We start from the raw sequence: 15729 nt of genomic DNA, 5'->3' as shown, positions 1-15729 counted from the left end.
TGAACAATCGATGAACTATCATTTGGACCGCCGCCAGTTTGTGATGGGCATGCTGGTCGCGCCGCTGGCGATGCGCCCCTCGCTGGCGGCGGAAAACAGCCGCCTGCCGGCGTGGACTCCCGGTTGCCTGGACATCCACCACATTGCAACGGGACGCGGCAGCGCCACCCTGGTCATCATGCCCGATGGCACCAGTATGTTGATCGATGCCGGCGCCACCAACAACACGCTGGACGTATCGGCGGCGCCCAAGCCGAATGCGTCACGCCGTCCGGGCGAGTGGGTGGCCCGCTACGCCCAGCGTCATCTGCGCGCAACGGGCCGCCAGCAGTTGGACTATCTGCTGGTGACGCACATACACCCAGACCATTTGGGTGATGTGGACGATGCATCCCCCAAGTCCGCGCAAGGCGACTACCGTCTATCGGGCGTGACCGATGTCGCGGAGCTGATGCCGGTCGGCTGCCTGATTGATCGCGGCGCGCCATCATATGACTATCCGGTGCGTCCGACCGGGCGCTATGCCGAAAACTACTTTGCGTTCGTCAAATCGCGCCAGCAGCGCGGGCTGTCCGTGGAGCGTATCCGCCCCGGCAGCGCAAGTCAGTTGGTGATGCGTAGTCGGTCGGAGCTGTTCAGTGCGCGCGTCATAGCCGCCAACGGCGAGGTGTGGACCGGCAGTGGCGAACAGGCCAAGGCCATGTTCCCGCCACTGAAGACGTTGGCGAAAGCGGACTACCCGAACGAAAATGTATGCTCGATCGCGCTCAAGTTCAGCCTCGGAAAATTTTCTTACTTCACCGGGGGCGACCTGACCAGTTACACATACGACGGCGAAGTCCCATGGCTGGACGTGCTGGGTGCCGCCGCTCGCGTGGCTGGCCCGGTGAACGTGGCAACCGCCGACCATCACGGCATGTTCGATGGTCTGAGTGCCGATATCGTGCGCGCGCTACGGCCGCAGGCGTGGGTGATACCGACCTGGCATGTGGTTCATCCCGATATGCTGCAGATGGAGCGCATGCTGAGCCAGCGCCTTTATCCAGGTCGGCGCGAAATCTACGCCACGTCGCTCGTGGCGGCAAACCATCTGGCAAACCAGCGCCTCACTAGCCAGATGCGCAGCCGCGACGGCCACATCGTGGTAAGGGTAGCGCCGGGCGGGGAGGGCTACACGATATATGTGACGGACAATGGCGACGAGGAAGATACAGTGAAGTCGGTAAGCCGGCAGCAGACATAGCTTGGCGAGGACTACATCTAATTTGACGACGTTGACGCGGCGGAGGAGGTTGCAAATACCCGATACTCAACGCATTGCAACAATTGGAGAGAGTTTCCAATTCGATATCAAAGTAAGATGACTCTACGTTGCGCTCATCAATTCAAATTTGGTATATGCGTTCTCGGCACCCCATATGCCTCAACGGCGGTAATGGCACCTCCAAGATGGCGCCTGCTGGGCGTGCAAAAGGAGTGAAAGGTACAATGAAATCGATCCTTCCATGGGCAAGAAAAACCGTGACTCGGGTGGTGCAGGCTTGGCTGCCCTTCTGGATTAGGCAGCACGTGGCGCTAAGCCTGGCGGACGACGCCCCCCGCAGCGCAGCGTTGCTGGCCCTAGCTGCCGAGGTGGAAGCGCTTCATTGCCGGTTGCTGCGACATAGTCCGCGCCGTCACCTGGAACTGATCTCGATGCTGCGGGGAGCATTGACAGCGGGCGTCCTGGATGTGCAGGAGGGGCGACGCCTGCTGGAACTGGCGCGCACGCGGTTTCAAGCCGTAACGCAAACTCACAACCAGCTGCTTTACATGGCGGGTGCCGTGTTTGGTGCGCTGGCCGGCGTGATCGGCGTGTGGAAAGTCTTGTCTGCAGCGGGCACGCCCGTTCCGGCCTGGGCCCGCGAACAGGCTGATGCTGCCACTATCGCATCGCTGTGCCTGTATGGCTTGGCCGGTAGCCTGACCAGCATCTTCACGCGCCTGTCGCAATTACAGTTGGGAGAAATTGACAGCCCCACGACTGTGTTCACCACCGGATTTGTGCAGCCATTCATAGCCTTGGGCTTTGTCTCTGTGGTCTACATCATCTTGCGCTACGAGCTTCTGGGACTCGCCTTCAAAGTGCCGCCGGACGGCAAAATGGCTCCGATCTGGGTGGCCGCTTTCCTTTGTGGCTTCAGTGAGCGTTTTGCGCCGAGCATTCTAGACTCCTCCGGAAAACTGTTCGTCAACCGCAGCGCTGCCAAGCCGCCGGAGGGACCGGGTAATTGAGCGGGGGCAGTGCACCCGGTACTGAGTTCTGCCATGGCCAGCAGGACGATTAAGCTGACATTACCTAGGTGTCCACAGGCCCGCTTGTTCATAAACGCGTTTTACAAATAGATCAGGCTTCTGCTGCTGCCATTCTTTGAGAGCTTGGATGGGTGTCTTTGAGTCCATTGCGCGCTGCGCCCATTGAAGCGCTCGACCATGCCGTTGGTTTGTGGATGACAGGGCGGCGCCAGACTGTGTTCGATACCCATGCCGGCGCAGACTTTGTCGAACACATGCCGCCCGCTGGGTTGCTTGTCTTTGCTGGTGAAACGGTCCGTAAACTGCGAGCCATTGTCGGTCAGGATTTTGGCGATCTTGATGGGTGCAGCCTCCTTGAGGCGGCGCAGGAATCGATGCTCTGCTGGTGTCGCTCATGTCGTCATAGATGTGCAGAAAGACCCAGCGCGTGGCGCGGTCTATGGCCACGAACAAATAGCGGCGGCAAGTCTCGTATAGGCTTGGGGCGGTTTTACCTTCGACAGGTTGTCTAAACATTGGGGCGGTAAATGACTGAGTCGACAAAAAAACCGCGTATTCGGGTCGCGGAAGCACTCGAATCCAGCGTGGAAGGATTGCTTCACTTTCTATCCCGCTACTTTCGTACCGGGATACGTGTCATTGGCTCACCGCGTCGACGAATTTCTGACCTGCTTGCGGACCGTCATGCGGCACGAGTGAGGTTCGTCCTGCCTATGACGTACCTGTCCATTGGACTCTTTCTGCTTTCGCTGCTTGGTCAAGTGGCGGGAACTCAGATCTATGATTGGATATGGTTCTCGGATGACCTTGCCGAAAAAGTGACCGATACATTGAGCAAGGAGATTTCCTTATTAAAGGTTGCTGTTTAGGCCTTGCCAGGTGTCTTGGTTGTTGTCGTGCTCTCTGTGGTGCTGAGAACGATGCTCGCTAAACGCGCGCCCCGGTCACGCCGACTGGTGCCCTTCCTCTTAAGTTATGCATTCGGTGCGCAGGCGTGGCTCCTGTTTTCGTTGGTCTTTGGCTTTGTGGTTCTTGCGACGGTCGTAGGTAAATGGGAGCCCCCAGGAGGAGCCATTGGAGCCAAGTTTTTTGGCGCGATGTTCTACATTGCTATTTTTACCGGTTTGGTCGCTTCGCTGGTATGCCCTCTGATTTTCGTAGTCAGCGGGTTGAGACTTAGGTTGCTTTGGCGACGTAAGAAGTTGATGGCGACAGTAATAATGGTCACTACTGGAATGTCGATGTTATTCGGCCACTGGGCCATACTGCACGCTACGATCCTACCCACGCAAGTAATCAAAGCTGCCAAGGGATCGACGGCACCTCGACTTGACGTACGCGATATCGAATACTCGATAGCCGGCGACACTGCCAACGTTAGCATAAGCATGCTAATGGCCAATCCGGACACTACAGCTTTTGGATGGGAGACTGAAAAATTTGATTTGTACTTGTACCCACAAACAGGTGCAGCGAACGCTCGTGATTGCAAAGGCGACTCGTTGCACTTTCGGGGCATTCGCGTAATTGACAGCACCAATGTGGTTCGAAGATACGTCACGATAGAACCTGGCCAGACTCAATGGTTCGAAGTCACTACAACACTCGAAACAAATGAACTGATGCGGCAATCCATACAGCGTACAACTGAGTGGGGGATATCCGCGACAGCTAGTCTTTCAAAAAAAGAAGTACGGGTAGATTGTGCGGTTCAAAAAATGCCCCGGTCTACAAGGTGAGAAGACGTTGGAGACAAAGTTTCGAAGTCCTCAAAATTCACTTCAAGAATTTTCATAAGAATCCCAGATCACATGCAATCTGTTTAATTAATTCACAACCCAAGGTCAAAAAAATATGAATAAATTAAGAACTATTTTATCTGCACGCAGAGGGCGCTTTGGACTAGTTGGAATAGCATTTTTTTTGATATCTCAGTCAGCGTTCCCTGCAGAGATTATCCTGGAAGAAACTGCTGTTCTGAAGTTGCTTAAGCAGGCACTGTTCACTGGGCCGGAAGGACGCATGTATCTTGCTTCCGGCGTATGTTATACATATCTCGAAGAACCTTCTGTAAAGCTCTCGAGCGGGCGACTATTTTTAAGTGGACACCTATCTTCTCGATCAGGTATCGTGGTTGGCAAGGATTGCTTGGGCGTCGGTCTAGCTTCGGATTTCACTGTCTCAGGAAAACCTGCGTTCAGAGGGAATATATTACTAATCGAAGATCTTAGGGTCGACCGCGTCGAAGACAAGCTGACGGAGATGTTAAAGCAATTATTTATCCCAAAACTACCTACAGCAGTTCAGTTCGATGTTCGACTGGCTGTGGAGGACATGTTTCATAGCACGCCGGGGCAGTTGCAGCCGGTGCTGGACGCTATCGCAATAACGCGCGTCACTGCTGAAAATAAGCAACTGGTGACTCAATTTGACTTTAAAGTGAGAGCAAAATAATCAATGAATGAGAGCTCCTATTTGAAGATGTGGTCCTGGATGGCTGTGCTGTACGTGACGCTGGTTGGAAAATTATTTGCGCGCACGACGGCTGGAGGGGCATCTATTGAGCTGTTCGGCTTCCTTTCAAACATAACCGCATCAACGGTTCCGGCTATTGGGGTACCGGTGGACTTACTTAGCGGTTTACTTATGCTCACGTTGACTTTTATGTGGTGTTACCCGCGCCGTCGAGATGCCAGGTTATCAAGAATTCCTTGTTTTCATTTTACGAACGCGGAGATCGATATCTCGAAATTGGATGGAAGAATCTACAGAATACTTACCATTGTAGTGGTTCATATTGCCACACTCTTAGCGACCGGCCAAATGCTCGTAAGGTATTTTGGTGAATCTGTCTATCGTTGCGAGGGCAGGGCGGTAACAAGCGGATCAAGTGATCACTTCAATTTTGAATTGCTTAGCAAAGCGGCCCGTAACGGTATGCTTTGCTTCGGAGCTCCGAGAGCGCCAGAGACGTTTGCTTGGCTTCCATGGGCCTACGTAATGCTTACAATTCTGTTCGTCCTGGGGTGGATGGCAGTTGCTTGGTATATTATTCGACCCACTTCATCCCCCTCTGCAGTAACCCCGTTCCCGCAACTCGATCGCTAAGAATTTTGTAGTAAGAATCGATTCTCAGCTATTGATGCAAATGCGATACAGTGAATAAGCTACTTGGATGATTACGGAGGAGAACCGATGTCTAGGATACTGATTTTAGCGACACTGCTTTTTTCGTTTCACACGGTAGCGTTGGGAGACAACCTTCGAGCAAATATAGATGAGGAGGTCATTCAACAAGACTATATGTTCAGGGTAGTATTTTCTGACCAAAGCTCAGAGAAATACATAGTTTTCTACCGTGGTTTTGTCAACCAGAAAGTCCTCGAGAGCGGCGGACCCGCCATTCCCTTGAAGGGCAGACAAATACCCTAAGAAAAATTGTCAGTCCTCTGGGAGTCTTCGCTTACGAACCAAGGGATTGACCTTAAGATTGTCTCGCTCCGTACAGAAAACTGCAATGATGCCATGCCTCGTTTTGAAAGCGACGTGAAAGATACTAAACAAGCGCTAAGGGTGGAGTTTCAGAAACGACTACAGCCGGATTTCACTTCCCTTAAAAGTCAAATGAGTAAAGAGCTCAAAGGAATAACCACGCGGAAATAAAGGGATAGGCCCATCGAGCGCATGTTCAGCCACATGAACATGCATTTATTTACCCGGCAGTGGGAGTTCCGGCAGGGTCGGGAACGAACGGTAACCGGCTTTCTTGCGCGGTTCGACGCCATCTTTACGCTCAATCAGGACCAACTGCTCGAACAACATTATCGTCTAGAGCTGGAAGTGCCATTCGGCCGCCCGGCCTGGCATGGTTTGCAGTTGCCCGGGGCCACACGGCAAGCGGAGCATGCGGCCAACGTCGCCGGTAGCCAAGCGGGACCGCGTTGGCTAGTGCGTGATGTGGAGAAACCTGCGCGACATTCTAGGACCTGACGAGGTCGAGTACCGCAAGGTCATACGGTTCTTCGAGGAATAGACGGACCATTCACGGTTCTGCGCTGGCGCCTAAGCCTTAACGACATGGCTGATCAAGCTAACTCCCGAGGTGATCGCTAGCAAAGCAGGGGCACAGCAAATCGTCACACATTTGCTTCATAGCGCGTCGTTCAAACCATGCCGGTCGTACGATGAAGCAAAAGTGTGACTCCATCGTTTCCTCTCGTCCGCTCTGACCTACCCACTTATAGTTCATTCAAAGTCACACTTTTGCTTCATATCCAATTGAAGCAAAAGTGTGACTTTACAAATGCGGATTTTTTGCTGACCAGCTACTTTTTCCCCACCAAGAATTTTATCTCAAGCCCCAAGAGTCCTTGAAAAGCAGGCGTATCAACACTGATGCGAAGTCTGCGTAGTGTCAGAAATACCACGCAAGACCACATCCCCTGTCAAAAAGGCGTACTTTTTGGCTAATTTTTGACAGCGTGATTTTTGGATAGATTTTTAGACATGCAAATAATACATCATTGTTCATGTAGGATAAGTCCTACGCAAATTAGGTCAAACCCGAAATCCTCCGAACGGATGGTCACCCATGAATCTCGTTCCAACCTCCAAAATCCATTTGGGAAAGATCTTTCACACCATTTCAGTTGCGAGCCTGCTTGTGAGCCTCACAGGCTGCGGCGTTTTTTATAGCGAAACACGCGATAAACAAGGTCTGGCGGCTAAAGCAGCCTGGGAGAAAGTAGACCTAACTACACAGATCAGTCTCGCCAGGAAAAACCATACGGCGTTGCTTACTGATCAGCTTAAGGCTACCGATGAGCTGGCCGTTGCGCAAGCGACGCTAGCCGCTCGCCAGTTGGCAATTGACGGTGAGGGAACAATTAGAACGACGCTGTTAGCCCCGTTAGACAGCGAGCTCAAGAAACTAATCACCAAGGAAGCAGAAGCTCCAACGTGGTTGGATTACTTAAGCAAACAGCAAAAAGCAAATAATGGCGTCGCCTTTCAAGTCCAAGAGTTCAGGCAACTTGGTCTGAATCCGGCCGGTTGTGATGAAGCTTTAAAGAACTTGGTCGTAATTGCCGATATTCGTAAGGTTGATACCGCTAAGGCCGATCGCTTAACGGAAGTTCAAAAGGAATATACGCGGGAATGCGCCGGGCTAACGCAATTAGACCCCGAGCCGACATTGAGCAAAGGCCTCTTGGCGGATGCCATTGCCGCACGAAACTCAGCGAAGACGAGGGTTAAGGCGGCGTCAACTGAGACAAAGTTAGTCCGCGAGGATTTTCAAGCTGCTCTGAAGGCATACAACGATGCAGTAAGCAAGCAAGCTGCCGATGCGAAGGGGCTTGGCGAAAAACTCACCGCCGCAACCGACCGTTTAAAATCCGCCATAGAGGAGGCCGACAAAGATGGAAAACAACTTAATAGCGCGTTGGGCGTAAAACTACTGTCGGATGCAGAGCAGACATCAGTTGACCGCTTTTTGGCGAGCTTTGTTGAAGACGACGGAAAAACTAAGGTAGATAAATCGCACCAAGTTGAGGTGCTGCTGAAACTGTCAAAGTTTGCCGGCGAAACTAAGGCTGAATGGACCAACGCGGAAAAGCCGAATCTTGTCCCCCTACTGCTGGCAAAAAATCTGGCCCAAGCAAAATCAGACGCTGCCGCTCGCGAAATCAAGATTCGTAATCTTGAACTGGCGCTGCGCGAGCAGCGGGTGCTTGCGCTAACAAAGAGATATAAGCAGCTCCTCTATGCAAAGGCTTGTCTCGTCGGGCAGCCTGCTGAAATGCACAACGGAGAGGTGATAAGGGCTGCTACGTCACCAGTCCCCTTAGATGAAAGCGTTATTACGGCGTTTGCTCCAGTTAGCACGCGACCAACGAAGCCTGGTGAAGTGAAAATTTGGACGAAGCAAGTCGAGAACAAACAGCGCACATGGGATGCGGCGACAAACTACCTAGATGACATAGTGCGCCTGCAGCCGGAATCCACCAAACCGGTGTACCAAATTGACGCCTTGGCTCATGAGCGATCTCTTTCTCTCGCAGAATCCAATCTCGCTTTGTGGACTGGCGTGATTAATTCTGTCATCGAGCAATCGGCCACCTCTGCGGCCTCAGGCATTAAGCCGACTGACATCCAGTCCCTGCTTAACAGCGCCACCCTGGTTTGGATAGGTAAAGGAGTCAACTAATGGGCAAGCTCATGATTGTGCTTACGGCCTTTGCACTTACTGGCTGCTCAACGCCGCATATCGCACAACAGTCGGCAAACTTCGGGGTCGGTGTGATCGGCGAAATGGAAGCCGCCCTCAGTGATTTTCGTACCAGTGAGCTGGAGTCGTACAAAGCACGCCAGGACTCGCTCAAGGAGCAACACAAACTGGCGAAGTCCGCTCTCGCGAGCCTAGCAAACAGCAGTCGTATGCGGGAATCCGCTGGCGACTACCAGGCACAGAGCATTACGCAAAAATTGCTGGCTAACGCGAATGCCGTGGCGACAGATGAGGCTGCGCTTACAGCAGCTGACAATCTACAAGACCAGACGGTCACAGCGCTGGTTACCACTTTACCGAGCACGAAGAAGGCCACTGAAGATGCGCAGAAGTCATTAGCTGCACTGGGCGCGGGATTATCTGGCAAAGAACATTACAGCGACATCCATCTTTTCGTCACGACTCTCAAGGAGACGGTAAAGACTAACAAAGAAAAAATCGCAGAAGCTAAGAAGTCGGCTGAAGATGGTGTGCCCGCCAAATAGCGTAGTTACAAACCCTTTTAATGGAGGCATAAAGTGGCAAATAATTCCGATGGATTCTGGCACGCATTCTCGCAGGCCTATTTAGCACTCCAAAATGAAATGGAATATTTCGAAAAATTGGCGAAGAATTCCATCATAGAGTCCGACAAAGTTCGATTCTTCCGCGCCGCGTTGTCGATGGAGGATTTGCTGGCACAAATGAAGTCAGCTAATCAGGCAGACATCGACGCTTTCAATAAAACTGCGCTTAAGGGGCCGGACGATCAAACGCTCCAGGAGGCTCAGGACTTGGCTACTGCATTTGCGAAGAGCATTACTACCACTGCAAAGGCGGAGTCAATCGTGTCCCTGGCTGCAAAATTCCTAGCGGCCTGGTCAAAGTTTGGCAGTGCTTCACCCGCCTGAGCGAGGCTGACTGTTTTGAAGTCATACGATGTGCGGTCAGTGAACTTGTTCTGTCCCTAATGAACTCTTCAAAGAAAAAAGTGGCAATGGTCGAACGGTTTCGCTTGGCCTCCGGAGCAATGCGGCTGATGGCGACTGCCCGATACATAGCGGCTAACGAAGCAAGGTTTTTTCTATGTGGCCTTTGTGATTGATGTCTTGCCTGGCGCGGGCTGGCGTGTCAGCAGTTCGATGCGCACTGACTTCGTTCTTGATGCCTTGGAGCAGGCGTTGTACGCCCGCCAGCCCGAGCGTGACGACGCCTTTTCATCATAGCGACAAGGGCTCGCAATAGGTTTCCATCCGCTACAGCGAGCGTTTGGCGGAAGCCGGAGTTGAGCCCTCTGTGGGGAGTAAGGGGGACAGCTGTGACAACGCGCTGGCCGAGCCCATCAATGGCTTGTACAAAGCGGAGTTGATACATTGCCGCGCTCCCTGGAAGAGCAGGCTAGGTCGCCTGACTCACACTGGTGAGGTGATAGCCGTAGGTGGCGACGGTTTCCGGCGAATTGCCGCGCCCGCGGCTGGCGATCGCTCGCAGCCAGACCTGGGCCGCCTCCCAGTCATCGGCCACAGGCCCAAGCCCGTGCGCAATTGGGAGATTGGGCAGGGCGGCTGGCGCCTGTGTCTCGTCGGGTATGGTCATCTGGTTCATCGCCTTTTGTCCTGGCGCAGTAGGTCGGGGATCTCCGCGCCGGCCCGGTAGGCCTTCTGGCGAAAGGTCTCAAGCAGGCGCGCATCGAGTTGCCGCTGGGCCTCCAGCACGACGCTGCGTTCCTTCCATACCCGCGCTTCGCCCCTGGCCTCGTCGATCGAGCGCAGTGCGAATAGGCGCATCTCGGTCACCTCGGCGGCGAGTTTGGCGACTGCGTCGGCTTCCAGCGCCAGGGCCGTGCCGGTGCGCTGGGCGTCCCGCTCATGGTGATCTGCCAGTTGCCGCGCGAGCGCTAGATCCGTCGCGAGGCGCGCGGCCTGTTCACGCACCGCCAGCAGCTGCTGTTCGGTTTCGCTTAATCGCGCCGCATAAAACGCCAGCTGGCCGCCATTGCCGCCGGCCGATCGCGCGAAACGGACCATGCCGGCGTCGATGGCATCGGTGACGGCCAGGCGCAGCTGCTCGACGTCAATGGTTTGAAGCGCCAGCACATCAACGATCTCGCAGTCTTCGGCGCGGGTCGCAGACTGCTTGGCTTCTCCGGCCAGCGCCTGTTTTTCGGCGGCGAGGGTGGCAGTCGACGGCCGTCGCTCTGGCGCGACCGCCGCCAGCAGCCGCTGGTAAATCGCGGGGCGGTAGAGCTGTCCGGTCGCGTCCCGCACCGCACGCAGAAAGGCGCGCACGAATGGCCGGTGGTTGCGCGGATCGAACGGGTAGGCGGCCTGACGCGGCTAGAGTGGCGATCGCACACGCCCTGGAACTGCATCCAACGCCGGGCGCAATCATCGACCTGTCCGTGGAACCTACCGTATCGCGGTGGCCGGGGCGGCTCGACGTCGTGGCCTGAGTTAGGTGAGCTTTTGCGGGAGGCTGGTCGTCAATTTCATGCTGAACACCATATTCGGTAGTTTTGCAAATGACCTGTGCCGCAGCTTGCTGTCGCCGCGTGTGCTCGACTAGGGCTATCAATCTGGCGTGTTTATTTCGGCGGAAGATAACGCGGCGCTACAAATGCCTTTTCTCGATGCACTGGCCGGCAAACTGGGCAAGGCGGGCGCCCAGATTCCACTCGAGCCAAGGAACGAAAGTTTTTATCAGCGAAGGGGCATTAAAAGCAGGGAAGCAAGGCTTTAGGCACAAATGGTTTATTGCTAAATTCTCACCAAAATTGCGGAATGTCTGAATGTTTGCTTCCGCGCAGATGGTGTGCACATAAGTCCATCGACTTGCGCGTTGCGCCGCCCGAAGTCCAATGGATCCGCCTCGATGCGGCCACTGCCGATCAACAACGCATCCAGGCCGCGAGGACTGCGGCGCCCGTGCCACACGGGACGGTTCTTGTCATCGGTGACAGCATCAATGCAACCGGCCGGCGGCAAATGGCCAGCCAGACACCAGGCGCGACCTTGGTCGAAAAAGCAGATCTGGAAGATCTGACTGAGTTTGCACGCACATTTACGGTCAATGCGGCCGACGCAGCCCAGCGCCTGATCGTTTTTCTCGCGGACATCATGACCAATGTCGGCGCCGCCGAATTGGTGCGTCGGCTAGACAGCTTGCTGCGCGGTACAGCCCGCAATCCCCCTACAGCGGCGGAGACGGCTTTGCTGGCATTGATCCGGGCGCCCGGTTATGCGGCGGCACTGCAAGCGGTCATTGCTGTTCGTGAGCAGCCGAACGTCCGCGTTTACCGTCCAGAAGTACTGAATGCCTTCATCAACGCCTTGCGGATGGCGCAGCAGGGGGCACAGACGTTTTATGAGGCGGCGCTAGCCGAGCGCGAACGGGGCCGCCACCATGGCCGCCTGGTGACGCAGCGCGCGGTGGGAAGCCCCCTCTTGCTCAAAGGCTTGGAGGCGGATGTGGGTGTAATCCTGTATCCGGAGCGCATGGATGCGAAGCACTTATATGTAGCGCTTACCCGCGGCGCACGCCGGGTGGTGATTTGCTCTCATCATCCGCTGATCGGCGCCTGAATCGTTGCGGCAGACGAAGAATAGAGAGGACGCGCGGCGCGAGGCACCGGCGTGCTCACCTCATCAGCTGAGGAATTCGTTGCAAATCGAAATGGCATAAGTTTCTCTTAAGAATTTGAGAATGCCGTAAGGCAATCTTATTGTTGTTTTAAAGGTGCCATTTTGTATAGTGAACAATTTGCAAAAGCTCAAGAATTCACGCGGTCGCTGGGCTTTGACTTCCCAAAAATGTCTGCCGTGAGTGGAGAACTCGTGACACCCTCCAATGGTGAAAAGGTGATGGCGCAAGTCAAGGCAGCTGGCATTACCAGCCTGGAGGATAGTGCGCTGCAGTGTCTGAAATGGAGCCACGCTCTGCTCCCGCACGTGGAGGCGGGCCTCGGCTGTGAAGTAACGCTGACAGTTGGCCAAGTGCATACCGGGGAGAGGGCGATCTTCGATCCGTCCCAAGCTGATTTTGCTCGCTGGGGCAAGGCTGGTATTGGCGTAAATGACTTCGTCGACAGGCAGGGTTTCAATTTCCACGCGTGGTACACCCTACCGAATCTGGAAGTGCTCGATCTGACCTTGTGGTCTTCGTTAGCCGTAGCCTGGAATAAACCTGAGTTATCCGGGCAGGTAGTCGGTGGATGGCCGGACGCGATTGCACCGCACCCCACCTACATCCCGATGGTACTTGGCGCTGAGTATGTTGAACACGTTCACAGTATCAGCGAAGTTCCACTGCTCAGTTTCGAAGTGTCCCAGCGGGCGTTGTCGCAGCTACCGACAATGCTGCTCAAGTTAAAGCGCAACTAACGCGAACAATTTAGGGTTGAGAGAATGAACAAAGACGCGAAGCTGGAACTTGCACTGAAGGCTGCCTTCACAGCCGAACCGATAAGTAAAATGGTGGTCGATCAGTTGGAGTCTTTATCCGGCAATTCGAACGGAACGACCTTTGCCCAAGGGGCGAGCGGCAAATCGGTCTGCCTGGACGACAGCACACGCTTGCTGCACGAGGGCTTAAAGCAACTCGAATCGGTGATGGGACAATGCACTCGGTCGCAATCGATCCTGGAGATGGATGTGTCTGTCAATGGCATCGACTATTGCCTGTCAATGACTGGGCCACCGACGACAGATGGACCGTCCTGGACGGTAACACTTCGCAATACTGTGGACTCGAGCGCTCAACGTCCTATTGCAGCATCGGTGTGTATCTGAAGGCGAGACTGTAGAGACTGCCTAGTGCCGGCGGCAGGCTGGTTTGGCACATCGAATGAAGTGTGGAGCAATACCATAGCTTGAGCCGCGTAGAACACCCACTTTTTTACACGCGCGCTCAAGCGCTTCTCGGTCAATTCCTGGCACTGCGAAAAAGACAGGCTATCCGATCTCGCTGATGCGATTATCTTGCCGGCCAAGGGAAGTGACCGGCAAGATGGTTCGATTACTGCGAGAGAATGCGGCCGACAAAGGCCACTCGATCCTCATCGCCAACTTGGATCTTATACAACTCCCCAAACGGAATGCCCGACACGCCAATTGTCCAGAGAATCCGCTCAGCATGTTCCGCAAGCTGGTTTAGGTCAGCTGCCGAGCTCCAATACGCACGCTGTTCATAGTGCCGAGCCAAGTCCTTAGCAAACAGGATGGCCCAATCTAATAGACCTACTTTAGCTAAGTCGATCGCGGCCTTCGGATAATCATTGAGAGTACCTTGTTCGGCAGCGGCAAAGCCTGCCAATGCAGCGACGGCATTTAGCAGCGCCTCCAGCGGGCCAGCCGCGTCCCGCGTCAGTTGATCGACATCCTGATGCACTGAATATGCCGCGCGCACATGCGGCAATAAACTGAGTCCCAAGCGAAGGCCGGACACTAATTCGTCTTGCGCCTCATCGTCGAGCAAACGCGGCGCCATTCCGTCACGGCTCGCCAGCGCTCCCGCATACTGCGACGCTGCGCCAAAAGCGACCTTGCATAGCATGTCGCGCCAGAGAGTAGGCTGCGGATGCTCAAGAATGGCGGGATACTGACGCGCCCAGCAACCTAAGTAGAGCGCACGACCCAGGTTTATTCTGATCACCCTTCGGGCAAGGCGCCGCTTATCGGACTCCGTATTGGGCAATAAGGCCTCCGCCATGCGGCGAGTGATAATGATACGCGATTGCCAGCGTGCACTTCGGATAGGTAGCGCCAGGCCAGCCTCAGCAGTTCGCAGTTCCAAATCACTGGGCATTCGTTGCATAAGCGATTGTAATGTGGCCCTCATGTCTGGGGTCACGATCACCGATTCAATCGTGGAAAGGACGGGCGCGTCAACAGTCTCGCGAACAACCGCTAGGATCTCTCGCTTAACGGCACGCCCCGTTTTATCAGGCGGAACCTGAATGTGTAGTCCGGCCTCGAAGTGCGCAGCTAACACAGGTTCAGGATTAGGCTCGAAACCGTCTTCCGGCAGGTTTATATTCATCCCAGCGGCGAAATGACCGATCCGCTGCGCATGCTGCGCCACATCATCGCCCTGGCGCGAGCTGATCACAAAGTTCAGGCTACAGTCAGCAAAATAGCCGTTAAGATTTTCCTGTGGTACTTCGTTCAGACCGCCAACCAAGAGTTGTCGCGGCGATAAAGGCATCACGACGGTCGTGATATCCTCAAACCCCATCATCGCAAATGGTAAGAAATCGCCTGTCGCGTTCGTGCAACCGATGGCCACACAGTCGGGCAGTATGAAACACCGCTCGCTCGTGTCAGCGGCAACTACACGCCACTGAAGCTTTTCCAATGCCTGGAACCGCACGTTAGATACCAATGATTCGGACAACGAGCGCTTATGAGTTTGCGCGATGGTGTCAGGCATACGGCCCATCATCGCAGTCAATTCTGTCTTCACTGCACCTGTTGCATTTTCAAAGAGCACATCGAAGCGCTCCCTGAGCCGGAAGGCAATCATACGCTCAATCGTGAAACGATCATCCTGCGACAGGGAGTCGAGTCCAACGGCGCTTAATGAAGACTTGATCTCTTCTTGAAGCCGGGTGTCGCTGGACGAATCAATCCCGATGAACTTTCGCACCGACTCGGGTTCGTCGACGATCGCTCCCATTTGGTCTGCGGCTGACTGGACCAAAGACTGGAGCGTTCCTCGCAGGTGAGCAGTGCGGACTGTCAAATGTGCGATGATGAGTGCAGCCTTCCCTGGATCGACAGGTCCATGCTTGATGGCCCGTAGTCCGATGAGAACCTCATTGAGTTCATCGAGCTCAAAATCGGTAATGCGGTCGTCGAGCGTGTCTTTGGAATGTGGCTCCGGGGTAGAATAGAAGTCCCTTTGCGCACCCACGCCTTCCGTTGAGGTCAAATATGGTGGGCGATCTTTGTGGTAAACATACACTTGCGTCTTGAGCCCCGTGCGCTTCGCTTCGAATGCGCGCTGCACAGACTGAGGTATGTAGTGTTGTTTTCTTCCGGCCTGTTAAGTTGCACTGAAATCTGACCCACCTTTCCCACGAATTTGCAACGGAATCTGACCCACGTTAGTAGCACAATTCCCCCTGTCTTTTCGGCAGGAGATCGGAGTGATCGACGTGGCATTGCTAG

The 15729-nt window shown here is 54.5% G+C and carries 13 protein-coding genes and 2 pseudogenes; 11 read left to right on the top strand and 4 right to left on the bottom strand.

Annotated elements, in window-relative coordinates; all coding sequences use genetic code 11:
- Window positions 1-10: 10 nt before the first annotated feature.
- A complete protein-coding gene (locus tag GJ699_RS06130; protein ID WP_195763469.1) occupies window positions 11-1243 on the top strand; it encodes a ComEC/Rec2 family competence protein in 1233 nt (410 codons plus the stop codon).
- Window positions 1244-1488: 245 nt separating this feature from the next.
- Window positions 1489-2274: a hypothetical protein gene (locus GJ699_RS06125; RefSeq protein ID WP_154374186.1), complete on the top strand. Its 786-nt coding sequence runs from the start codon at window positions 1489-1491 to the stop codon at window positions 2272-2274.
- Window positions 2275-2334: 60 nt separating this feature from the next.
- Here GJ699_RS06125 and GJ699_RS06120 read toward each other — a convergent pair.
- A pseudogene (locus GJ699_RS06120) lies at window positions 2335-2766 on the bottom strand (DDE-type integrase/transposase/recombinase); the annotation flags it as partial.
- 56 nt (window positions 2767-2822) lie between these two features.
- Here GJ699_RS06120 and GJ699_RS06115 point away from each other — a divergent pair.
- The 6 genes and pseudogenes from GJ699_RS06115 to GJ699_RS06090 all read left to right on the top strand — a co-directional run.
- Complete coding sequence (locus tag GJ699_RS06115; RefSeq protein WP_154374184.1) at window positions 2823-3164, top strand: hypothetical protein; 342 nt, start codon at window positions 2823-2825, stop codon at window positions 3162-3164.
- Between the two features lie 985 nt (window positions 3165-4149).
- Window positions 4150-4749: a hypothetical protein gene (locus tag GJ699_RS06110; RefSeq protein ID WP_154374182.1), complete on the top strand. Its 600-nt coding sequence runs from the start codon at window positions 4150-4152 to the stop codon at window positions 4747-4749.
- Window positions 4750-6886: 2137 nt separating this feature from the next.
- Window positions 6887-8503, top strand: coding sequence for a hypothetical protein (locus GJ699_RS06105; RefSeq protein ID WP_154374181.1), 1617 nt, complete (start codon window positions 6887-6889; stop codon window positions 8501-8503).
- Window positions 8503-9069, top strand: a complete 567-nt coding sequence (locus tag GJ699_RS06100) for a hypothetical protein (RefSeq protein ID WP_154374179.1) — start codon at window positions 8503-8505, stop codon at window positions 9067-9069. Before GJ699_RS06105 ends, GJ699_RS06100 begins: the two co-directional genes overlap by 1 nt.
- Window positions 9070-9102: 33 nt before the next feature.
- The gene (locus GJ699_RS06095) at window positions 9103-9474 is read left to right on the top strand and encodes a hypothetical protein (RefSeq protein WP_154374178.1); all 372 of its coding nucleotides are present in this window, start codon (window positions 9103-9105) and stop codon (window positions 9472-9474) included.
- 156 nt (window positions 9475-9630) lie between these two features.
- A pseudogene (locus GJ699_RS06090) lies at window positions 9631-9961 on the top strand (DDE-type integrase/transposase/recombinase); the annotation flags it as partial.
- Here GJ699_RS06090 and GJ699_RS06085 read toward each other — a convergent pair.
- Window positions 9962-10168: a hypothetical protein gene (locus tag GJ699_RS06085; RefSeq protein ID WP_154374176.1), complete on the bottom strand. Its 207-nt coding sequence runs from the start codon at window positions 10166-10168 to the stop codon at window positions 9962-9964.
- The gene (locus GJ699_RS06080) at window positions 10165-10851 is read right to left on the bottom strand and encodes a hypothetical protein (protein WP_154374174.1); all 687 of its coding nucleotides are present in this window, start codon (window positions 10849-10851) and stop codon (window positions 10165-10167) included. The genes GJ699_RS06085 and GJ699_RS06080 overlap by 4 nt, the downstream gene beginning before the upstream one ends.
- Before the next feature lie 543 nt (window positions 10852-11394).
- Between GJ699_RS06080 and GJ699_RS06075 the strand changes: the two genes are divergently transcribed.
- The 3 genes from GJ699_RS06075 to GJ699_RS06065 all read left to right on the top strand — a co-directional run bounded on the left by GJ699_RS06075 (window position 11395) and on the right by GJ699_RS06065 (window position 13350).
- Complete coding sequence (locus GJ699_RS06075) at window positions 11395-12144, top strand: DEAD/DEAH box helicase (RefSeq protein WP_154374172.1); 750 nt, start codon at window positions 11395-11397, stop codon at window positions 12142-12144.
- Window positions 12145-12306: 162 nt separating this feature from the next.
- Complete coding sequence (locus tag GJ699_RS06070; protein ID WP_154374170.1) at window positions 12307-12942, top strand: hypothetical protein; 636 nt, start codon at window positions 12307-12309, stop codon at window positions 12940-12942.
- Window positions 12943-12966: 24 nt separating this feature from the next.
- Complete coding sequence (locus tag GJ699_RS06065; RefSeq protein WP_154374168.1) at window positions 12967-13350, top strand: hypothetical protein; 384 nt, start codon at window positions 12967-12969, stop codon at window positions 13348-13350.
- Between the two features lie 226 nt (window positions 13351-13576).
- Here the strand turns inward: GJ699_RS06065 and GJ699_RS06060 are convergent, their stop codons facing one another.
- Window positions 13577-15580 carry a DUF4238 domain-containing protein gene (locus GJ699_RS06060; RefSeq protein ID WP_371867498.1) on the bottom strand — a complete coding sequence of 668 codons (2004 nt, stop codon included), beginning with the start codon at window positions 15578-15580 and terminating at the stop codon, window positions 13577-13579.
- Window positions 15581-15729: the final 149 nt, after the last annotated feature.

The organism is Duganella guangzhouensis (assembly GCF_009674535.1).
GTDB lineage: Bacteria > Pseudomonadota > Gammaproteobacteria > Burkholderiales > Burkholderiaceae_D > Rugamonas > Rugamonas guangzhouensis.
The sequence above is the reverse complement of the archived record's forward strand: the minus strand, read 5'-3'. Positions and strand labels throughout refer to the sequence as shown.